Raw genomic sequence first — 19,601 nt, 5'->3', positions numbered from 1 at the left:
GATATCTCGCAAGGCTAAAGGAAATCGGTGCCGTTACCCTCGCGAGTGCCAGTATCGTATCCCTCGATAGCAGGCAGCTCATAGCGTCAGGTAACTGATCAGTCGGCTCAACAGGCCCAGGCCGATCGTCACGGCCAGTACCACCACCAGGAGCATCCACGGCCGGAAAGGCCGGCGCTCGACTCGGTGCTGGGACAGTTGCAGGTACTCTTCGACATGCTTCTGGTCGTCAGGGTTCAGGCGGCTGGTCATAAAGGCCTCGTCAGGTAGACGTTGCGAAGTGCGTGTACGTTACAGGGGATTGTTTGTGGCTGCGAACAGCATAGCCGTTCGGTGGACGCGGTGATGATTCACAGGCTGATCCCCACATCAAACACGATGCTGCGCCCCAGGTTGCCTCGCAGGAAGTCCGGCGCGTCGGGGTGGGCGAACAGCACCCGGGCGAAGGTCGGCCCCACCAGCGATAGCGAGCGCCAGCCCTGGCGCAGGTATTCGGTTGGCGGCGGGAAATGGCTGTTGAGGTCCAGCACTTCACGCTTCAGGCTGGCGAAGGCAATGATGTCCAGTTCTCCCAGGTCCATGCCGCGTTCGGTGTAATTGTGGGCTTTCTTGCGCAGGGTCGGCGCCAGCCTCAGCAGGAACTCGTTGGCCGGGATCCGCCTGGGCTTGGCTTCGCGGCGCACCAGTTGGCTCAGGGAGAATGCACTGCGGCGACGTTGCAGTTCATCGCGCCATTCGTCATTGAGCCGGCGGCCCTCGTCGAGGACGAAGAACACCTCGAAGTTGGCGTCACGGAACAACACGTCCGGCGGCTCCCCGGCGGGGGTGAATTCGTCGGCGCGGTAGGGCACGTTCAGCCCTTGCAGCAGTCGCTGGCAGACCCAACGCTCACGCTCCCATTTGCGGGCATTGGAGAGAAAGGCGTTGGCTTGCTCGGCCGCGATGGTCAGCAGGCGTAAATAATCGGAATCATCCATGAGCTCAAGCTTAGCTTTCAATTGCGACAAGCTGGAAGCGTTGCGTTTATGAATGAGTCTTATGAGTGGGGTGTAGACTCTACGTGTCGATAGAGACATAAAACTGTGCACAATTCTTGTGGCGAGGGGATTTATCCCCGCTGGCGTGCGTAGCGCGCCCAAAAGAGTTTGAGGTTGTAGGAGCTGGCGAAGCCTGCGATCTTTTAATCTTTCACTTGGAACTCAAGTGTCTGGGAAAAGATCGCAGCCTCGCTTCGCTCGACGGCTCCTACGCAGTCCGACGGGAATGCACTGTGCCGGCTGCTGGAAAAAACAAGCGAAAGGTGTAGTCCCCATGATCGGAGCCGAACTGCTCTCACCCCAGACACTTGCGGCTGGCTGGCTGATCTACGTCCCGGTGCTGGCCTGGGCGGTATGGCGAGCACCGTGGGTGGAGCTGTTTACCGACAGCCGTCGCCAGCACCTGCTGTTTGGCACGGTGCTGGCGCTGTTCATGTTGTGGCTGGTGCGACGGGATTTCGATACCGGTGTGTCCTATCACTTCATCGGCATGACTGCCGTGACGCTGTTGCTGGACTGGCCGTTGGCAATCGTTGGCGGCCTCATTGCCCAGCTTGCACTGGTGCTGCTGGGGCGTCAGGACATGGTGGCGCTGGGCGTCAACGGAGTGTTGTTGATCTTGTTGCCGGTGCTGGTCACCGAATCCTGCGCGGTCCTGGTGGAGCGTGCCCAGCCACGTAACCTGTTCGTGTATATCTTCTGCTCGGGGTTCCTCGCCGCAGCCCTGTCGGCATTGCTGTGCCTGCTGCTGGGTCTTGGTCTGTTGTGGTACGACGGGGTGTTCGCCATGCCTTACTGGCTGAGCGATTTCGTCGGCTATCTCTGGTTGATCATTTTTCCCGAAGCGTTCATCAACGGCATGGTGATCAGTGCGCTGGTAGTGTTCAGTCCCGAATGGCTGGAAACCTTCAACCGCACGCGCTATCTGTCGGCACCCTGGAAGGATGACGACAAGTCTTGATGCATATCAAGGTCGTGCAGGCAGGCGCCGCTCATGCTCTGGAAAACTTCCAGGAGCATAACGATGGGTGTTTATGAGTGGGCGAGACAAGAGATCAGGCGTAGCCACGATGCCGCTATGGAAATCGGTTTCGATCCGGGCCTGAGCCTGCGAGCCTTGCTCAGTGCGATTGTGCAACAGAGCAAGACAGTGCGCAGCGCCGAGGACCTGGCCGATGAGTTGAACTTCCTGGCGGAAAATCTCGACGAAAAACAGGACTACGGTTTCATGCGGCCTTAGGCCGCTAGTGGTGTGAACGGGGGTTGAAATCTTCGCTGAACAGTTCGTCCTCGGCGTCGGGGCTGACGGGTATCTTGTGTTCTTCCGACGCCCAGGCGCCCAGGTCGATGAGTTTGCAGCGATCGGAACAGAATGGTCGGAACTTGCTCTCCGGGCTCCATTCGACAGGGGCGCCGCAGGTCGGGCAGTCAACGGTTGGGGTCTGGCTCATGATTGGCCTCCACGCAATGTAAGGTAAAAATGATGCAGGCGTTCGACCTCACTGTGCAGCCAGGCGAGGTCGCGGTCGTTGACGACCACATCGTCGGCATGGTTCAGGCGATCCTGGCGGCTGGACTGTGCCTTGAGTATCGCCTGGACCTGTTGCTCGCTGATCTGGTCGCGCTGCAAGGTCCGTTCGATCTGAAGTGGTTCAGGCGCGTCGATCACCAGGATGCGGTGGGTCATGGCGTACTGCCCTGACTCGATCAACAGTGGTGAGACGAGTATTGCGTACGGCGACCGGGCCTGGGCCAGGTGATGGGCAATTTCCTCGGCGATCAACGGATGCAGCAGGGTCTCGAGCCAGCGCCGCTCATCGGCGTTCTCGAAAATCAGTTTGCGCAGGGCCGCGCGATTCAGCGTGCCGTCGGCCTGCAGCACGTCCGGACCGAAGTGTTCGGCGATTTTTGCCAGCGCCGGACGCCCCGGCTCGACTACCCAGCGCGCCGCATGATCAGCGTCTATGACATGCACGCCCAGGTCGATGAAATGCTGGGCCGCAGCACTTTTACCGCTGCCGATACCGCCGGTCAGGCCAAGAATCCAGGGTTTTTCCATGGGATTGTTCATAGAGAAATCATTAGAAACCGACAGAGTGCCAATAGAAGTCGGTTATTTGACCACCCCAGAGCAAGGCAATCCAGCCGGCAATGGCCAAATAGGGCCCGAAGGGGATCTGCGTCGAAGCCGGGGCACTTCGCATGCGCAACACAACGACTCCGATCACGGCGCCCACCAGCGACGATAGCAGCAGCGTCAGCGGCAGAATTTGCCAGCCGCCCCAGGCCCCCAGCATCGCCAGCAGCTTGAAGTCTCCGTAGCCCATGCCTTCCTTGCCGGTGATCAACTTGAAGATCCAGAATACCGACCACAGCGCGAGATAGCCGGCCACCGCTCCCCATACCGCCTGGTTCAACGAGACGAACAGCCCGAAGCTGTTGACGATCAGCCCCAGCCACAACAACGGCAGCACCAGTGTATCGGGCAGTAGCTGATGCTCCGCATCGATCAGACTCATGCCCAGCAGGCCCCAGCTTAGGACCATCACCAGCGCGGCCTGCCAGCCAAAGCCGAAATGCCAGGCGACGAAGGCCGACAGCGCAGCGCAGGCCAGCTCGGTCAGGGGATACCGTCGCCCAATGGGGGCCGCGCAACTGGAACAGCGACCACGCAGTGCGAGGTAACTGAGCAATGGGATATTTTCCCAGGCCCGGATGCGGTGGCCGCAGTGAGGGCAATGGGAGTGAGGCAGCATCAGGTTGTAGGCCGGGCCGGGTGTTTCGGCGGGCAGGCCCAGCAGGTCGTGGGCTTGCAGCCGCCATTCCCGGGTGAGCATCTTGGGCAACCGCCACACCAGGACATTGAGGAAGCTGCCGACAATCAGCCCGAGCAATAGCGCCGCCAGCACAAAGGCCATGGGATAAAGCACGAAGAATTCGCTCAGGGGCATGTCAGATCGCAGAGCCGAGTTGAAAGATGGGCAGGTACATGGCAACCACAAGACCGCCGACAACCACCCCCAGGACCACCATGATGAACGGTTCCATCAGACTGGTGAGATTGTCCACCAGGTTGTCGACCTCGGCCTCATAGAAACCTGCCACCTTGTCGAGCATATCGTCCAGTGCTCCGGATTCCTCGCCGATGGCGGTCATCTGGATCGCCAGGTTCGGGAATATGCCTGAGGCACGCATGGAAAAATTCAACTGCATACCGGTCGAGACATCTTGCCGGATGCGCTGGACCGCACGTTTGAACACCACGTTGCCGGTGGCGCCGGAGACAGAGTCCAGAGCCTCCACCAGTGGCACGCCGGCGGCGAAGGTGGTGGACAGTGTCCGGGCGTAGCGGGCTACCGCGGATTTGTACATCAGGGTGCCCACCAGCGGCAGCTTGAGCAGCCATTTATCACGCCAGTCACGAAAACCCTGGGAGCGCTTGAGCGCATACTTCACGCCAAAAAATGTGCCCACAGCCCCGCCCAGCAGCAGCCACCACGACTCTTGCATGAACTCCGACAGGCCGATGACCATCAGGGTGAACGCAGGCAGTTTCGCGCCGAATCCGGAGAACACCGATTCGAACTGCGGCACCACCTTGACCAGTAGAATGCCGGTGACGACTGCCGCTACGAGCACGACGGCCGCCGGATAGGTCATGGCTTTCTTGATCTTGGCCTTGAGGGCTTCGCTCTTCTCCTTGTAGGTCGCGACCCGATCCAGCAAGGTGTCCAGGGCACCGGCCTGTTCACCCGCGTCCACCAGGTTGCAGTACAACTCGTCGAAGTATTGCGGGCACTTGCGCAACGACGCGGCGAAACTGTTGCCGGCGGCGACCTCCTGCTTCACCTCGTCTACCAGCTTGCGCATGTTGGCATTGTCGAAGCCTTCGCCAATGATGTCGAAGGCTTGCAGCAGGGGCACACCGGCCTTGAGCATCGTCGCCATCTGGCGGGTGAAGAGGGCGATATCCAGCGGCTTGATGCGTTTGCCCTTGCTGAATATCGAGGTGGATTTCTTGCGGACCTTGCCCGGGTTGATGCCTTGCTTGCGCAATTGCGCCTTGACCAGGGCCGGGCTCTGGCCGGTCAGCTCGCCGGACATCTTCGCGCCCTTGCGGTCTTTGCCTTCCCAGGTATAGGTATCGGTTTTTACTGCCTTGGCCGCCATATTCAATCCTTGGTGACCCGGTTGATTTCTTCGAGGCTGGTCACCCCTTGCATCACTTTCAGTAACCCCGAAGTGCGCAGGTCGTTGAACCCGTCCTTGCGCATTTGCAGATCGATTTCCAGGGAATTGCCTTCGGCCATGATCAGCCGTTGCAGTTCGGGCGTATTTTTCACCACTTCGTAAACCCCCACGCGTCCTTTGTAGCCACTGTTGCACTGTTCACAACCGACCGGCTCATAGATCGTGAACGAGCCGATGCGTTCCTTGGGGAAGCCTTCCTTGAGCAGGGTTTCCTCGGGAATCTCCGTGGCCTTCTTGCATTGGTTGCACAGTTTTCGCGCCAGGCGCTGGGCGATGATCAGGTGGACCGCCGTGGCGATGTTGAAGCCGGGGATGCCCATGTTCTGCAAGCGGATCAGGGTTTCCGCGGCACTGTTGGTGTGCAGGGTGGAGAGCACCATGTGCCCGGTCTGGGCTGCCTTGATGGCGATTTCCGCCGTTTCCAGGTCGCGGATCTCTCCCACCATGATCACGTCCGGGTCCTGACGCAGGAAGGAGCGCAGGGCCTGGGCAAAGTCCAGTCCCTGGCGGGGGTTCACGTTGACCTGGTTGATGCCTTCCATGTTGATTTCCACCGGATCTTCGGCGGTGGAAATATTGATGTCCACGGTATTGAGGATATTCAGGCCGGTGTAGAGCGAGACAGTCTTGCCCGAGCCGGTCGGCCCGGTGACCAGGATCAGCCCTTGGGGTTGTTTGAGGGCCGCGAGGTAGAGCTCTTTCTGATCCGGTTCGTAGCCCAGGGCATCGATACCCATTTGCGCGCTGGAAGGGTCGAGAATCCGGATCACCACTTTTTCGCCCCAGAGCGTGGGCAGGGTATTGACCCGGAAGTCGATGGACTTGGTTTTCGACAGGCGCATTTTCAACCGGCCGTCCTGCGGCTTGCGCCGCTCGGAAATATCCAGGCTGGCCATGACCTTCAGGCGCGCGGCGATGCGGCCGGCCAGTTGGGTCGGCGGCCTCGCCACCTCCCGCAACATGCCGTCGGTACGTACCCGCACCCGGTAGGATTTCTCATAGGGTTCGAAGTGCAGGTCGGAAGAGCCACCCTTGATCGCGTCCAGCAGCATCTTGTTGACGAACCGCACCACCGGCGCATCGTCAGCGTCCTGGCCGGCAATGGCGTCCTGTTTGCGATCGTCGTCCGACTCGATGTCCAGGCCGTCGAGGTCGACATCCCCCATGCCTTCCAGGCCGGTGGTGCTGGATTCGAAAAACTTCTCGATGGCATCGCTGAGTTTGTCGTCCTCTACCAGGATGGCTTCGGTGGTCAGGCCGGTACTGAACTGGATGTCGTTGATGGCCTGGTGGTTGGTGGGGTCGGAGATACCCACGAACAGCTTGTTGCCGCGCCGCCACAGCGGCAGGGCATGGTGTTGCCGAACCAGTTTTTCACTGACAAGGCCGGTGGGCTGGCTTTCCTTGTCCAGGCTGTTGAGGTCCAGCAGGGCGACGCCGAAATGCTCCGAGGCAATTTCAGCAACCTGGCGACTCTGGACCAATCTGTTCTGCACAAGGTAGCTGACCAGGGGCATGCGGTTGCGTTGGGCTTGCTGCTGCGCCTGCTGCGCGCTTTGCTCGGTGATCAGCTCGGCCAGTACCAGTTGCTTGGTCAAACCGCTGAGGGCGATGTCATTCATGGGGATCCCGACTGCTGACGGTTCATGACTTATAGCCTAGTCAAGCATCGACGCCAAACCAGCGGAGCAGGGTGACAAAAAACGTCAGATAGTGCGGATGTTGGGGTAGGACGTTGGGCTTCCTTGGGCTGGAAGCCCTTGCTGGCAGGGGGCCGGGGATTGGCATGTGCCGTGCAACACACCCTCCAAGCATGAGATTTCGCCTCATGTTAATGGAGATGTCTATGAGCAAGCAGAATGGTTTCACGTTGATCGAGCTGCTGATCGTCGTGGCGATTATCGGCATTCTGGCGACGTTTGCGTTGCCGCAGTATTCCAAGTATCAGGCGCGGGCGAAGGCCACGGCGGGGCTTGGGGAAATCAGCGCGATGAAGGTGCAGTACGAAGATTTGGTCAATCAAGGTACAGACCCGACAACGGCCCTTATGGACTTCCCGACGTCCAGTAACTGCACGTTTTCCGTATCGGGAACGGCCGCCGCCGGGGGAACCCTTGTATGCACCCTCACGAAAGCACCCAGTCAGGTAATGGGCAAGACCATCACGCTCACTCGCACGGCGGCAGGTGCCTGGTCATGCGGCTCGACTGCCGCCCAAGAGTTTCTGCCGGCAGGTTGCACCGGCTCCGGAGCTGCGCCGTGATTCAGAGTTGATCATGTGGCGGGATTCATCTCCCGTCACATAAAGTCTTCGCGATTCATAAGCTTAGAAGTGGACACAGAACCGGTAAGTTGCATGTAGATAACTGGCAGGTCATGCATTTTGCAAGATTATGAAAATGACCGCTTCGCTTAACACATTGATTTTAAACAAATTAATTAAATTCTCAAAACTGGCACATCCTTCGCACTACTCCTGATAACCCTGCCGGGATCCACCTCCGGCAGTTTCTGAGAAAAACAGGAGTTACTCGTATGAAGAAGTTCGCTATCACTGCCGCTGCTGCTGCCGCACTGACCTTGACCATGGCTAACGCATTTGCCGAGACTGCTCAAGCGACTCAGGCTCCAATGATGCTGGCTGCTGGTGAAGTGACTAAAGCCAAGGAAGAAACCAAGGACACCTGGATCACCACCAAAGTCAAAGCCGATCTGGTTACCGAAAAAGGTATCCCAGGCTCCGACATCAAGGTTGAAACCAACAAAGGCGTAGTGTCCCTGTCTTCGACTGTTGCGATTACCGAAGCGCAAAAAACCACCGCAGTGGCGATCGCCAAGAAAATCAAAGGCGTCAAAGCCGTATCGGCTGATGGCCTGAAGGCCGAATAAGGCCAAGACTTCTCGCCTGGACTGGGAGAGGGCGCGGCAAACGGGCTGAGTCATACGTTTGCCGTTGCTTTGGAGTTCATGCGAAAGGCCACAGGGACGTGGCCGCCACAGGCCTCCGGCATTTTGCCGGGGGCCTGTTTTATTGTGGATGACAATCAGCCGACAACGGTATCGGCAGGTCCATCGCCATCGCGAGCAGGCTCGCTCCCACATTGGCCCGGGGTGTTCTCACAATCCAAGGTCGGCGCCGATCCCTTGTGGGAGCGAGCCTGCTCGCGATGGCGGTACCACGGCCAGCCTCGGTCAATGCCCACGCCGACTGGTGATCTGCACCAGTCGATTACCCTCGAAGCGCAGGAACTGGTACATGCCGCTGTTGGGGCCATAGGTCCATTCTTCCACCGGGTATTCCTCCCGGCGATTGACGCTGCGTTTGTAGCCCAGATCATCCCGCGCCACCGGTTGCCCGCACTTTTGCAGGACCTCGCTCGAGCGGTCGCCGACGCTGATGAGCTGGCTGCCGCAACGCAATGTGTCGGCAGCCGATGCGTAGGGGGTATTGAGCAGTAAGCCCAGGCCGAGCCAGTAGAGAAGCTTCATCCTATTCGGCATCCAGATGCAGAGGCGTGATCACACGCCCGTCGCTTTCGGCCTGGCCGAGGCTGGCGTCGATGAAATAGACACGGTCATCGGCCAGTTGGCCCTTGTCCACCAGGAAGTCCTTGATGCTGCTGGCCCGCTCCTGGCCCAGCTCGCGGAGCAATACATCGCTGCCGCTCCAGAACTTGATGACACCTTCACGCAGTTTCTCGATGCGGGCCTTTTTATCCAGTTGTGTCCATTCGGCCGGCGGCTGGGCCTTGAGACGGGTTCGATAGATGCCTTCCAGCAGCGGTGCCTTTTCGTCCTCCGGCACCTGCAGCAGCGCCGCCTTGGCCGGAACCTTGTCGCCCCGGCGTTGCAGCATCTTGTAGTAGTTGTACTGGTATTCGCGTTCCAGGCGCTGGCCGGCGAGCAGCGGCCCGTCGCTGCTTTCGGCGGCTGTGCCTTCGATTTCCAGGCGCAGTTCCGGACGCTTGGCCAGTGCCTCGGAGAGCTTGAGCAGCACACCTTCGCTTTCCTGGCTCAGGTCGCTGGAGCCCGGCGCGAAGGCGACATTGCCCAAGTCTTCCGAGCCACCGCCAGCCACCAGCCCGCCGATGAGTTTGAAGGGCGCCTGGGCCGCTCGTACCACCAGGTTGCGCAGGGTCTGCCAGACAATCGGCATCACACTGAATTGCGGGTCGTTGAGGTTGCCGGACACCGGCAGCTCAATGGAAATCCTGCCTTGCGAATCCTTCAGCAGCGCGACGGCCAGTTTCAGCGGCAGGCTCACGGCGTCCGGGCTGTCGACCTTTTCCCCCAGTTGCAGTTGCTCGACCACTACCTTGTTCTCGGCCTGGAGCTGACCCTTGGAGATCCGGTAGTGCAGGTCGAGATTGAGTCGGCCCTTGCGGATGCGATAGCCGGCGAATTTGCCGGAGTAGGGCGTCAGCGTCGTCAGTTCCACCCGTTTGAAGCTGGTGGCGATATCGAGGCTGGCCATCGGGTCGAATGGGTTGAGAGCCCCCTTGATTGTCACGGGCGCGTAGCGGTCGACCTTGCCCTTGACGTCAACGCTGGCCGGTTTGGCCTGGCGGCTGTCGATGGTGCCGATCTGACCGTTGAGCTGCTGGATGGCCGTGGCGAAATTCGGCGTCAGGCTGAAGTCGGCAAAGTTGGCCGAGCCGTCGTTGATGGCAATCGCGCCGATGTGGATACCCAGCGGTTTTTCCTGGGACGCCGGTTTTGCTGCAGTGCTCTTCGTGCCGCTGTCCGGAGGCTGTGGGACCAGCAAGTCATCGATGTTGGTGGTGTGATCGTCGTTGATCATGAAGCGTGCATAAGGCTGGAGCAGGTTGACCTTGTCGATGGACAGGCTGTCGCCATGCTGATAATCAAGGCCTTCGAGCACCAGGCTCTGCCATTTGACGAAGTCGCGGGTCTTGAGGGTGTCGAGGGTGTGCAGTTGGTCGATCTGGGCGCGGCCGGTGACCGCGAAGGCCAGCGGTGCGGTGCTCTTGAGGTCGACCGCCAGGTCGCTGCCGAGCATCCCCGAGCGAAGCTCCAGGCGAATGAAAGGTGTGATATAGGCTTGGGCGACACGCAGGTCGATGTCCTGGGTCTTGACCTTGAGCCTGGCGGTGACCGGGTTCAGGTTGACCTCGCCGTCGGCCAGGAGCTTGCCCTGCTTACCCACGCCGGTCTCAAGCTTGAGGGTAAAAGGCGAGCCGTTGAGGGTGTCGTAGTTCTGCAGGTCGAGGTTCAGCGGGCCGACGTCCAGTGTCACGGCGGGTTGCGCCTGGCGGTCGGCCAGATGCACCCGGTAGTCGCGTAGTTGCACATCCTTCAATAGCACTTGCCACGGTTTGCCGGGGGCCTTGGGTTCGGGTTTTGGAGAATCGGCCGCTGCCGGGGCCGATGCCGGTTCGACCTTGACCTGCGGTTTTGTCGGCTGGCTGGCGAAGAGTTTCTGCCAGTCCAACTGGCCATCGGCCTCGCGTGCTGCCCAGGTTTCGAGCTTCTGGCTACGGATCTTGCCCACGACCACCTGTTGTTTCGCCAGGTCCACCGTGGTTTCGCTGACATCAAGGCGTTCGAGTTTTGCCAGCGGACGGCCATCCGGAGCCTTGATGGCGAAAGGCGCGACACTGACGGCCACGTTGTTGAGCAGCAGCTCGGTGCCCTTGGCCAGGTTGAGCTTGTAGTCGGTACTCAGGTTGAGGAGCCCGTTCTCCAGCACCAGCGGTACCGCGTCGCGGACGTAAGGCCACCAGAGTTTCATCTGGCCATCGGTGACCTTGAGTTTGCCCTCGGACGCGATCGGCGAAAGACTGAAATTACCGGTCCAGTCGATTCTCCCACCTTCGGGGCCGGCGGCCACCAGGGTCATGTCGGCGCTGTCGTCGGGCAGGGTGCTGAGGTTCTTCAGCTCGAAATCAAGGGCGTCGTATAGAAACTCGATGGGCTCGCTGGGGCGAAGATCCTGGAAGTGGACATAGCCTGTGGCCAGCTTGATCCGGTCGACCCGCAGGGGAAACGGCTTGGCCTCGGGATCGGCCGGGGTCGGTTCGCTGGGAGGCAGCTTGAACAGACCCAGGAGGTTCAACTGGCCGTCCTTGGCGAACACCACCTCGGTCCTGGGTTTGTCCAGTTCGATGTCGGCCAGGTGCAGCGCGCCGGACCACAGGCTGTCGATCTGCAGGTTGGCGTACAGCCGTTCGAAGCCCACCTGCTCCTTGCCCGGTTCGCCGATATTCAGGCCCCAGACAGTGACTTCAAGGCTGAACGGATTGAGTTCGATGCGCTGGATCCGGGCCGGCACCGTGGCATGGTCGGCCAGTTGCTGATTGGCGATTCGCAAGGCAATGCCGGGCAATATAAGGAAACCCAGCAGGCTGTAGAGGGCCAGTGCGGTGAACAGGGCGCCGAGGGCGCGCAGCAATCCTTTGAGCATGTGTGGCTTCATCTGGTGGAATCGGAGTGCCTTGGAGTATGGCATGCGTTTACGGTTCCGAAGCCACTGGGATTTATGAGATTTGTCCGTTTTTTCCGTAGGAGTCCTGGGGTTGGCTCACAACTGCAGGATCAGTGTCTTGAGCGGAGGGTTACCGTCCATGGAGGGAAAGTCATCGGCGGGGAGCAGCGTGCTCCATTCGCGCACTGGCCGGCCGGCTTTTTCCGCACAGCGCAACACCTGTTCGCGCCAGTCGTCCATGGAGACCTTTGCCAGGTTGTTGCAGCAGATCAGTACGCCATTCTCGGCGGTGGTCAGCAGCGCCGGTTTGAGCAGGCTCTGGTAGTCCCGCAACAGGTCGACGGTGCCGAAGGCGCTCTTGGCCCAGGCCGGTGGGTCGAGCAGCACCAGGTCGTACTGGCGTTGCTCCAGGCGCACGTAACTGGGCAGCTTCTGGCCGCGCCGTTGGCTGATGGGCAGGCCGGCCAGTTGGCGGATCGCCGGGAAGTAGTCCGACTGCACGAACTCCATGGGCGCTAACGAGGGGTTGAGCTGGCCGTTTTCGCGACCCACCGCGAGATTGCCTTCGGCAAAGTCCAGGTTACACACCTCCCGTGCGCCACCGGCCGCGGCGCTCAGGCCAACGCCGCAGGTGTAGGCGAACAGGTTCAGTACGCTTTTGTCGCGGCTGTGTTCCTTGACCCAGCCCCGGGCATTGCGCAGGTCGAGAAACAGCAGCGGATCCTGCCCGGCATGGCGTCCACGAACGCGATAATTCAGGCCCCACTCATGGCCGACCAGGTCTTGCAGGGCGGCTTCTTCGGCCTGATAGACCGTGTCCTGGCGGTCGATCCGAGAGTTGCCCCGGGCGCGATCGTTGTAGACCAGCAGGGTGTCGAGGCCCAAGGCTTCGTTGACGATGCCGTGCAGTTGCAACAAGGCATCGCGTTCCAGCGACTGATGGAAACTCTGCACCAGCAATTGCGGGCCGTAGCGGTCGACGGTCAGGCCGGGTGCGCCTTCCTGGCTGCCATGGAACAGGCGATAGCAATCGGTGCCTTGCTGATGCAACTGGCTGAGCAGGTCCTGACGTTGGTCGAGGGCGGCGCGCAGCGCCTGATTCAAGGAAGACATGCCAAGCGCGCCTAAAGGAAATGAGGCGCGGGAGTTTAGCAGCTTCGGGAGGGATCGTTCCCACGCTCTGTGGGAGCGAGCCTGCTCGCGATGACGGCGATACATTCAGAATCGTTGCAAGCTAACCCACCGCTATCGCGAGCAGGCTCGCTCCCACAGAGCGTGGGAACGATCAGTCAGCGGAACGTCATGTCCGCTAGCGATTCAGGCGCTTGTCGATCAGCCCCTCCACCACGCTCGGGTCGGCCAGGGTCGAGGTATCGCCGAGGCTGTCGAGTTCGTTGCAGGCGATCTTGCGCAGGATGCGCCGCATGATCTTGCCCGAGCGGGTCTTGGGCAGCGCCGGCGCCCACTGGATCAGTTCCGGCTTGGCGAAGCTGCCGATTTCCTTGCTGACGTGGGCCAGCAATTCTTTCTTCAATTCATCATTGGCCTCGACCCCGTTCATCGGCGTGACAAACGCATAGATGCCCTGGCCCTTGAGGTCATGGGGATAACCGACGACCGCCGCTTCGGCGATGCTGTCGTGCAGCACCAGGGCACTTTCCACCTCGGCGGTGCCGATGCGGTGGCCCGAGACATTGATCACGTCATCGATGCGCCCGGTAATCCAGTAGTCGCCGTCCTCGTCACGGCGGGCGCCGTCGCCGGTAAAGTAATAGCCGGGGTAGGGCTTGAAGTAGGTGTCGACCATGCGTTGATGATCGCCGTAGACGCTACGGATCTGTCCCGGCCAGCTGGATTTGATTGCCAGTACACCGCTGCCGGGGCCGTTGATTTCCTTGCCTGTTTCGTCCAGCAGTACCGGTTGCACGCCGAACATCGGGCGGGTGGCGCAGCCCGGCTTGAGTCGCCGGGCGCTCACCAGCGGGCTGAGCATGATGCCGCCGGTTTCAGTCTGCCACCAGGTATCGACAATCGGGCAGCGTTGCTCACCCACTGCGTTGAAATACCATTCCCAGGCTTCCGGATTGATCGGCTCCCCGACGCTGCCGAGCAATCGCAGGCTTTTGCGTGATGTGACCTGTAATGGCCCGGCACCTTCACGCATCAGCGCGCGCAGGGCGGTGGGGGCGGTGTAGAAGATGTTGACCTGATGCTTGTCGATCACTCGCCAGAAACGCGAGCTGTCGGGATGGCTGGGGACGCCTTCGAAGATCAGCGTGGTAGCGCCGTTGGCCAATGGGCCGTAGACGATGTAGCTGTGGCCGGTGACCCAACCGACATCGGCGGTGCACCAGAACACTTCGTTGTCGCGATAGTCCAGCACGTATTTGAACGTCATGGCTGCCTGCAGCAGATAGCCGCCAGTGGTGTGCAGCACGCCTTTGGGTTTTCCGGTGCTGCCGGAGGTATAGAGAATGAACAGCGGATCTTCGGCGTCCATCGGTTCGGGCGGGCAGTCGGCGCTGGCATCATGCATGGCCTGGTGATACCAGAGGTCGCGACCTTCGGCCCAGCTCACTTCGGCCTGGGTACGCTCCACCACCAAGACCGTGCTGACGTTCGGGCAGCTTTCCAGGGCTTTGTCGACGTTACGCTTGAGCGGGACGAAGCGCCCGCCGCGCACGCCTTCGTCGGCGGTGATCACAGTGCGGCAATCGGCATCGAGAATCCGGTCGCGCAACGAATCCGGCGAAAACCCACCAAATACCACCGAATGCACCGCGCCGATGCGGGTGCAGGCGAGCATGGCGTAGGCCGCTTCCGGAATCATCGGCATGTAGATGCAGACCCGGTCACCTTTCTTCACGCCACGGCTTTTCAGCACATTGGCCAGGCGGCACACCTGGTTGTGAAGTTTTCGATAAGTGATTTCTGCCGATTCGGCGGGGTCGTCGCCTTCCCAGATGATTGCCGTCTGGTCGCCGCGTTTTTCGAGATGGCGGTCAATGCAATTGGCGCTGACATTCAGTTTGCCGCCTGCAAACCAGGTGGCGTCGCCGTTCTTGAGGTCATATCGCTGGACTGTTTGCCAGGGCGCCATCCAGTCGAGAAACCGGGTGGCCTGTTCAGCCCAGAAGGCGCTGGGGTGTTCGGTGGATTCTTTGTAGAGCCGCTGGTATTCGTCCTGACTCAGTTGCGCAGCCCGGCGGACGGCATCGGCTTGGGGGTACTGGCTGATATCGAACATGACGGTTCCTTATTCTTGTTTTGCGACAAGTCATAAAGATGCGCCGAGTAGCCGGAGGGTTCAAGCCACGCACAAATAACTGTGGGAGCGGGCTCGCTCCCACAGGGGCAGTGCGCCGTTTGGATCAGCCGCGATGGCGTCCACGGAAGTAGCTGATCAGACCTTGGGTCGAAGCGTCTTCGGCAGCGTTTTCTTCGCTGCCCACCAGACGGTTATAGACACCCTTGCCCAGCTCCTTGCCCAGCTCCACGCCCCACTGGTCGAAGGCATTGATGCCCCAGACCACGCTTTGTACGAACACTTTATGTTCGTATAGCGCCACCAATGCGCCAAGACGACGGGGGCTGATGCGTTCGACCACCAGGGTATTGCTTGGACGGTTGCCCGGGATGACCTTGTGGGCGGCCAGTTTCTGCACGTCTTCTTCACTGGCGCCCTTGTCCCGCAGCTCGGCTTCGGCCTCGGCGCGGGTCTTGCCGAGCATCAGGGCCTGGCTTTGTGACAGGCAGTTGGCGTACAGCCACTGGTGATGATCGGAAACCGGGTTGAAGCTGACGACCGGCACGATGAAGTCGGCCGGAATCAATTGGGTGCCCTGGTGCAGCAACTGATGGTAGGCATGCTGGCCGTTGCAGCCGACGCCACCCCAGATCACCGGGCCGGTGTCGGTGGAAACCGGTGTGCCGTCCTGGCGCACACTCTTGCCGTTGGACTCCATGTCCAGTTGCTGCAAGTGCTTGGTGATGTTGCGCAGGTAGTGGTCGTACGGCAGGATCGCGTGGCTTTGCGCGCCCCAGAAGTTGCCGTACCACACGCCCAGCAAGGCCAGCAGCACCGGCATGTTCTGTTCGAACGGCGCACTCTGGAAATGCTGGTCCATGGAATAGGCACCGGACAGCAGTTCCTTGAAGTTCGACATGCCGATGGCGAGGGCGATCGGCAGGCCGATGGCCGACCACAGCGAGTAACGCCCGCCGACCCAGTCCCACATCGGGAAGATGTTCTCTTCGCGGATGCCGAAGGCCACGGCCGCTGCGTTGTTGCTCGATACGGCGATGAAGTGACGATACAGCTCCGCTTCGGAACCGCCCTGGGCGAGGTACCAGGCGCGGGCGGCCTGGGCGTTCTTCAGGGTTTCGAGGGTATTGAAGGATTTCGACGAGACGATGAACAACGTCGTTTCGGCGCGCAGCTTCATGGTCAGCTCGTGGAACTCGCTGCCGTCGATGTTCGCCAGGTAGTGGCAGCGAACGCCTTTCTGCGCGTAGGACAACAGGGCTTCGGACACCAGTTCCGGGCCGAGGAACGAGCCACCGATACCGATGTTCACCACGTCGGTGATCGGTTTCTCGGTGTAGCCGCGCCACAGGCCATCGTGAATTCGGCCCACCAGGTCGGTGATCTGGTTCAGCACCTTGTGCACATCCGGCATCACGTTGACGCCGTTCACCAGCAGCCGGTCGCCCACCGGCCGACGCAGGGCGGTGTGCAGGGCCGGACGGTTTTCGGAGGCGTTGATGATTTCGCCTTCGAACAGCGCCTTGATTGCGCCCTTGAGGTCGACTTCATTGGCCAGGCCCACCAGCAAGTCGCGGGTCTGGGTGGTGATCAGGTTCTTTGAATAATCGAGAAACAGGCCGCAGCTCGAGAGGGTGAATTGGTTGAAACGCTGCGGATCGGCATTGAACGCTTCGCGCATGCTGAAATCCTGCATGGCCTTGCGGTGGTCATTCAGCGCCTGCCAGGCGGGCAGGGCGGTCACGTCATGAGGGTTTCGGTAGTACGCCATCGCTGCGGGTTTCCTTTTACTTGAACGACCTTTTGTACATTAAAAATTCCGGTGTGGCCCAGGGTGGGCGTCCGGACAACTGCGTCGACGCGATCTGCGGGCGCAGGGCGACTACAGTAAACCTCGCGTTGCGATCTGTCTTGGCTTTGTCAGACCGGTTCCCGGTACTTTTTTATACAACAGGTGTGGGAAAGGGCCGACAGACGGGAGGACGAAGCACTCTTTTGGACAAGAATTACTCACTGTAGGAGCGAGCCTGCTCGCGATGACGGTGTGTCAGTCGCCAGCAACGTCAACTGAATTACCGCAATCGCGAGCAGGCTCGCTCCCACAAGGGCATGGCGCAGGTCAGGCGACCTGCACCGGAATGGCGTTGCTGGTGTGGCTCAGCTCGTTGCCCGGCGCCATGTACAGCATGCGGGGCTTGAAGTTGACCAGCTCCGCTTCGCTGTAGTGGGCGTAGGCGCAGATGATGACGCGGTCGCCTACCTTGGCCTTGTGGGCTGCGGCACCGTTGACCGAGATCATCCGCGAACCTTCTTCGCCGCGGATGGCGTAGGTGGTGAAGCGCTCGCCGTTGTCGACGTTGTAGATCTGGATCTGCTCGTACTCACGGATCCCCGACAGGTCCAGCCACTCACCATCGATGGCACAGGAGCCTTCGTAGTCGAGCACGGCGTGAGTGACTTCGGCGCGGTGCAGCTTGGCCTTGAGCATGATGGCGTGCATGGGTTTCTCCTCTGGTCGGGTCCGAACGGCGGGCAGTTTGCCCGAAGGCTGCCAGGGCGGCAATGGCTCCACCATCCCCTGTGGGTGAGCCCGTGGGAGCAAAGTCTGCTCGCGATACAGTCACCTCGGTTCCAGGGCCGGCCGTGTTAACTTCATCGCGGGCGAGCCTTGCTCCCACAGTTTGCTCCACTGAGGGGATGGTGTCAGGCGGCGTCCAGATCCAGGTGCAGGTTGTCGATCAGCCGCGTGGTGCCGAGGAACGCGGCGACCAGGATCACCAGGTCGCGGTCTTCAGGCGTGGCCGGGCGCAAGGTCCGGGCCTCGCGGATCTCCAGGTAATCGGGACGCATGCCCGCGGCTTCGAGTTGCTTGAGCTGCTCGGCAATCAGGGTCGGGAAGTCCCGTCGCCCTTGTCGGATCGCTTCGGCAATGCGGCTGAGGCTGCGGTAGACCTCAGGCGCCACGGCACGTTGTTCAGGGCTGAGGAAACCATTGCGCGACGATAGCGCCAGGCCGTCCTCGGCACGAACGGTCGGTTCGCCAATGATCTGGATCGGCATGTTCAGGTCATGGACCAGTGCGCGGATCACCGCAAGTTGCTGGAAGTCTTTCTGGCCAAACACCGCCAGGTCGGGCTGGACCATGTTGAACAGCTTGCTGACCACCGTTGCCACGCCTTCGAAATGCCCGGGGCGGCTGGCGCCGCACAGGCCTTCGGACAATTGCGGCACACTGACTCGGGTTTGCCCGGCCATGCCGTCGGGGTACATCTCTTCGACGGACGGGGCGAACAGCAGATGGCAGCCCGCCTGGAGCAGCTTTTCCTGGTCCGCCGGGAGGGTGCGCGGGTATTTGTCGAGGTCTTCGCCGGCACCGAACTGCAACGGGTTGACGAAAATGCTCGTCACCACGAAGTCGGCTCGCTGCGCTGCTTTGGTGACCAGCGCTACGTGGCCGCTGTGCAGGTTGCCCATGGTCGGCACGAAGGCGATGCGTTTGCCTTCGCTGCGGGCGCGGGCCACGGCGGCCCGCAGTTCACGTACGGTCTTGACGGTGTTCATGCAGAGAATCCGTGTTCGGCGCCAGGGAAGGTGGTCGCTTTGACTTCAGCCACATAAGCGCTCAGGGCGGCCTGGATGCTGGGTTGTCCGGTCATGAAGTTCTTCACGAACTTCGGCGCGCGGCCCGTGAGCGATAGTCCAAGCATGTCGTGCAGTACCAGCACCTGACCATCGGTGGCATTGCCGGCGCCAATCCCGATGACCGGAATCTTCACCGCCTGGGTGATTTCTTCGGCCAGTTCGCTGGGCACGCATTCGAGCAACAGCATCGCCGCTCCGGCCTGCTCCAGCGCGATGGCATCGGCGCGCATCTGCCGTGCCTGGTTTTCATTGCGACCCTGGACCTTGTAGCCACCGAGAACGTTGACCGCTTGCGGTGTCAGGCCCAAGTGCGCGCACACCGGGATGCCGCGTTCGGCCAACAACCGGATCGACTCGGCCAGCCACAACGCACCTTCGACCTTCACCATGTGGGCACCGGCCTGCATCAGCAGTGCACTGTTGGTCATGGTCTGTTCGAGGGTGGCGTAGGCCATGAATGGCAGGTCGGCGAGGATCAGTGCGTCGGTGTTACCGCGTTTGACGCAGGCCACATGGTAGGCCATGTCAGCGGTGGTCGCCGGCAGCGTACTGTCGTGGCCCTGCAACACCATGCCGAGGGAGTCGCCCACCAGCAGCACTTCGACACCGGCCTCGTTGCAGGCGTGGGCGAAGGTTGCGTCATAGCAGGTCAGCATGGCGATTTTTTCGCCTTTCTGCTTGAGACCTTGCAGCGTGGTCAGGGTAATAGCTGGCATGAAAAAGTCCTCATTAGGCGCTCGTGAACTACTGCGAGTAACGCGCATGATTCGTCATTTAAACAGGCGCACCCTCTATGCGTGGTGCTTGTAAGGCCTGGATTGCGCCCTTCAATGCCGCGTTGGCGACAACGGGACGCCTATAGTCGTGAGGAGCACCGGGGAAGTCAATTGGATGTGTTACCGGCGGGTGTTACCGGGGTTACTGATGCGTTTCAGCCGTGGGGCGCGTCTGAAATGTGACT

Annotated in this window: 19 protein-coding genes; 4 read left to right on the top strand and 15 right to left on the bottom strand. The window is 60.7% G+C overall.

The window, feature by feature from the left end; genetic code table 11:
- Positions 1 to 78: 78 nt before the first annotated feature.
- Together QZH45_RS25755 and QZH45_RS25750 are read right to left on the bottom strand one after the other, a co-directional pair.
- Positions 79 to 252, bottom strand: coding sequence for a DUF3094 domain-containing protein (locus QZH45_RS25755; protein WP_003185543.1), 174 nt, complete (start codon positions 250 to 252; stop codon positions 79 to 81).
- Positions 253 to 350: 98 nt separating this feature from the next.
- Positions 351 to 977 carry a DUF1780 domain-containing protein gene (locus QZH45_RS25750; protein WP_024779575.1) on the bottom strand — a complete coding sequence of 209 codons (627 nt, stop codon included), beginning with the start codon at positions 975 to 977 and terminating at the stop codon, positions 351 to 353.
- A gap of 334 nt (positions 978 to 1,311) precedes the next feature.
- Here QZH45_RS25750 and QZH45_RS25745 point away from each other — a divergent pair, with 334 nt between their 5' ends.
- On the top strand, positions 1,312 to 1,998 hold the full coding sequence (locus QZH45_RS25745; protein WP_024779576.1) for an energy-coupling factor ABC transporter permease: 687 nt from the start codon (positions 1,312 to 1,314) through the stop codon (positions 1,996 to 1,998).
- 63 nt (positions 1,999 to 2,061) lie between these two features.
- Positions 2,062 to 2,277, top strand: a complete 216-nt coding sequence (locus QZH45_RS25740; RefSeq protein ID WP_024779577.1) for a hypothetical protein — start codon at positions 2,062 to 2,064, stop codon at positions 2,275 to 2,277.
- Between the two features lie 4 nt (positions 2,278 to 2,281).
- On the opposite strand, the gene yacG is transcribed toward QZH45_RS25740, so the two are convergent.
- From yacG to pilB, 5 genes are read right to left on the bottom strand one after another with little or no spacing between them, the layout of a single operon-like run.
- Positions 2,282 to 2,488: a DNA gyrase inhibitor YacG gene (gene yacG, locus QZH45_RS25735; protein WP_024779578.1), complete on the bottom strand. Its 207-nt coding sequence runs from the start codon at positions 2,486 to 2,488 to the stop codon at positions 2,282 to 2,284.
- The gene (gene coaE, locus QZH45_RS25730; protein WP_055135082.1) at positions 2,485 to 3,108 is read right to left on the bottom strand and encodes a dephospho-CoA kinase; all 624 of its coding nucleotides are present in this window, start codon (positions 3,106 to 3,108) and stop codon (positions 2,485 to 2,487) included. Before coaE ends, yacG begins: the two co-directional genes overlap by 4 nt.
- Before the next feature lie 10 nt (positions 3,109 to 3,118).
- Positions 3,119 to 3,988: a prepilin peptidase gene (locus QZH45_RS25725; protein ID WP_055135083.1), complete on the bottom strand. Its 870-nt coding sequence runs from the start codon at positions 3,986 to 3,988 to the stop codon at positions 3,119 to 3,121.
- 1 nt (position 3,989) lies between these two features.
- Entirely contained in the window at positions 3,990 to 5,207 is a 1,218-nt protein-coding gene (locus QZH45_RS25720) for a type II secretion system F family protein (protein WP_024779581.1), read from the bottom strand.
- Between the two features lie 2 nt (positions 5,208 to 5,209).
- Positions 5,210 to 6,910 (bottom strand): type IV-A pilus assembly ATPase PilB, encoded by a 1,701-nt coding sequence (gene pilB, locus QZH45_RS25715; protein ID WP_053192129.1) that lies wholly within the window; start codon positions 6,908 to 6,910, stop codon positions 5,210 to 5,212.
- Positions 6,911 to 7,134: 224 nt separating this feature from the next.
- On the opposite strand from pilB, the gene QZH45_RS25710 reads away from it, so the two are divergent.
- Together QZH45_RS25710 and QZH45_RS25705 are read left to right on the top strand one after the other, a co-directional pair.
- Positions 7,135 to 7,551, top strand: coding sequence for a pilin (locus tag QZH45_RS25710; RefSeq protein ID WP_055135086.1), 417 nt, complete (start codon positions 7,135 to 7,137; stop codon positions 7,549 to 7,551).
- A gap of 272 nt (positions 7,552 to 7,823) precedes the next feature.
- Positions 7,824 to 8,177: a BON domain-containing protein gene (locus QZH45_RS25705; protein WP_024779584.1), complete on the top strand. Its 354-nt coding sequence runs from the start codon at positions 7,824 to 7,826 to the stop codon at positions 8,175 to 8,177.
- 303 nt (positions 8,178 to 8,480) lie between these two features.
- On the opposite strand, the gene QZH45_RS25700 is transcribed toward QZH45_RS25705, so the two are convergent.
- The 8 genes from QZH45_RS25700 to panB form a co-directional block, all read right to left on the bottom strand.
- Positions 8,481 to 8,777, bottom strand: a complete 297-nt coding sequence (locus QZH45_RS25700) for a DUF2845 domain-containing protein (RefSeq protein WP_053192127.1) — start codon at positions 8,775 to 8,777, stop codon at positions 8,481 to 8,483.
- A 1-nt stretch (position 8,778) separates the two neighbouring features.
- Entirely contained in the window at positions 8,779 to 11,712 is a 2,934-nt protein-coding gene (locus tag QZH45_RS25695; RefSeq protein WP_055135084.1) for a DUF748 domain-containing protein, read from the bottom strand.
- 117 nt (positions 11,713 to 11,829) lie between these two features.
- Entirely contained in the window at positions 11,830 to 12,846 is a 1,017-nt protein-coding gene (locus QZH45_RS25690; protein WP_055137428.1) for a class I SAM-dependent rRNA methyltransferase, read from the bottom strand.
- 196 nt (positions 12,847 to 13,042) lie between these two features.
- Positions 13,043 to 14,980 carry an acetate--CoA ligase gene (acs, locus tag QZH45_RS25685; protein WP_024779588.1) on the bottom strand — a complete coding sequence of 646 codons (1,938 nt, stop codon included), beginning with the start codon at positions 14,978 to 14,980 and terminating at the stop codon, positions 13,043 to 13,045.
- Between the two features lie 124 nt (positions 14,981 to 15,104).
- Positions 15,105 to 16,769, bottom strand: a complete 1,665-nt coding sequence (gene pgi / locus QZH45_RS25680; protein WP_024779589.1) for a glucose-6-phosphate isomerase — start codon at positions 16,767 to 16,769, stop codon at positions 15,105 to 15,107.
- A gap of 348 nt (positions 16,770 to 17,117) precedes the next feature.
- Positions 17,118 to 17,498, bottom strand: a complete 381-nt coding sequence (gene panD / locus QZH45_RS25675; protein WP_007963888.1) for an aspartate 1-decarboxylase — start codon at positions 17,496 to 17,498, stop codon at positions 17,118 to 17,120.
- Between the two features lie 203 nt (positions 17,499 to 17,701).
- Complete coding sequence (gene panC, locus QZH45_RS25670; RefSeq protein ID WP_024779590.1) at positions 17,702 to 18,559, bottom strand: pantoate--beta-alanine ligase; 858 nt, start codon at positions 18,557 to 18,559, stop codon at positions 17,702 to 17,704.
- The gene (panB, locus tag QZH45_RS25665; protein ID WP_024779591.1) at positions 18,556 to 19,356 is read right to left on the bottom strand and encodes a 3-methyl-2-oxobutanoate hydroxymethyltransferase; all 801 of its coding nucleotides are present in this window, start codon (positions 19,354 to 19,356) and stop codon (positions 18,556 to 18,558) included. Before panB ends, panC begins: the two co-directional genes overlap by 4 nt.
- Positions 19,357 to 19,601: the final 245 nt, after the last annotated feature.

Source organism: Pseudomonas corrugata (assembly GCF_050920615.1).
Lineage (GTDB): Bacteria > Pseudomonadota > Gammaproteobacteria > Pseudomonadales > Pseudomonadaceae > Aquipseudomonas > Aquipseudomonas corrugata.
This window is presented reverse-complemented; position numbering and strand designations above follow the sequence as displayed.

What these genes read in the sequence shown, in the direction of transcription:
- QZH45_RS25755 (WP_003185543.1), bottom strand. Translation starts at nt 252, where the DNA reads ATGACCAGCCGCCTGAACCCTGACGACCAGAAGCATGTCGAAGAGTAC.
- QZH45_RS25750 (WP_024779575.1), bottom strand. Translation starts at nt 977, where the DNA reads ATGGATGATTCCGATTATTTACGCCTGCTGACCATCGCGGCCGAGCAA.
- QZH45_RS25745 (WP_024779576.1), top strand. Translation starts at nt 1,312, where the DNA reads ATGATCGGAGCCGAACTGCTCTCACCCCAGACACTTGCGGCTGGCTGG.
- QZH45_RS25740 (WP_024779577.1), top strand. Translation starts at nt 2,062, where the DNA reads ATGGGTGTTTATGAGTGGGCGAGACAAGAGATCAGGCGTAGCCACGAT.
- yacG (WP_024779578.1), bottom strand. Translation starts at nt 2,488, where the DNA reads ATGAGCCAGACCCCAACCGTTGACTGCCCGACCTGCGGCGCCCCTGTC.
- coaE (WP_055135082.1), bottom strand. Translation starts at nt 3,108, where the DNA reads ATGAACAATCCCATGGAAAAACCCTGGATTCTTGGCCTGACCGGCGGT.
- QZH45_RS25725 (WP_055135083.1), bottom strand. Translation starts at nt 3,988, where the DNA reads ATGCCCCTGAGCGAATTCTTCGTGCTTTATCCCATGGCCTTTGTGCTG.
- QZH45_RS25720 (WP_024779581.1), bottom strand. Translation starts at nt 5,207, where the DNA reads ATGGCGGCCAAGGCAGTAAAAACCGATACCTATACCTGGGAAGGCAAA.
- pilB (WP_053192129.1), bottom strand. Translation starts at nt 6,910, where the DNA reads ATGAATGACATCGCCCTCAGCGGTTTGACCAAGCAACTGGTACTGGCC.
- QZH45_RS25710 (WP_055135086.1), top strand. Translation starts at nt 7,135, where the DNA reads ATGAGCAAGCAGAATGGTTTCACGTTGATCGAGCTGCTGATCGTCGTG.
- QZH45_RS25705 (WP_024779584.1), top strand. Translation starts at nt 7,824, where the DNA reads ATGAAGAAGTTCGCTATCACTGCCGCTGCTGCTGCCGCACTGACCTTG.
- QZH45_RS25700 (WP_053192127.1), bottom strand. Translation starts at nt 8,777, where the DNA reads ATGAAGCTTCTCTACTGGCTCGGCCTGGGCTTACTGCTCAATACCCCC.
- QZH45_RS25695 (WP_055135084.1), bottom strand. Translation starts at nt 11,712, where the DNA reads ATGCTCAAAGGATTGCTGCGCGCCCTCGGCGCCCTGTTCACCGCACTG.
- QZH45_RS25690 (WP_055137428.1), bottom strand. Translation starts at nt 12,846, where the DNA reads ATGTCTTCCTTGAATCAGGCGCTGCGCGCCGCCCTCGACCAACGTCAG.
- acs (WP_024779588.1), bottom strand. Translation starts at nt 14,980, where the DNA reads ATGTTCGATATCAGCCAGTACCCCCAAGCCGATGCCGTCCGCCGGGCT.
- pgi (WP_024779589.1), bottom strand. Translation starts at nt 16,769, where the DNA reads ATGGCGTACTACCGAAACCCTCATGACGTGACCGCCCTGCCCGCCTGG.
- panD (WP_007963888.1), bottom strand. Translation starts at nt 17,498, where the DNA reads ATGCACGCCATCATGCTCAAGGCCAAGCTGCACCGCGCCGAAGTCACT.
- panC (WP_024779590.1), bottom strand. Translation starts at nt 18,559, where the DNA reads ATGAACACCGTCAAGACCGTACGTGAACTGCGGGCCGCCGTGGCCCGC.
- panB (WP_024779591.1), bottom strand. Translation starts at nt 19,356, where the DNA reads ATGCCAGCTATTACCCTGACCACGCTGCAAGGTCTCAAGCAGAAAGGC.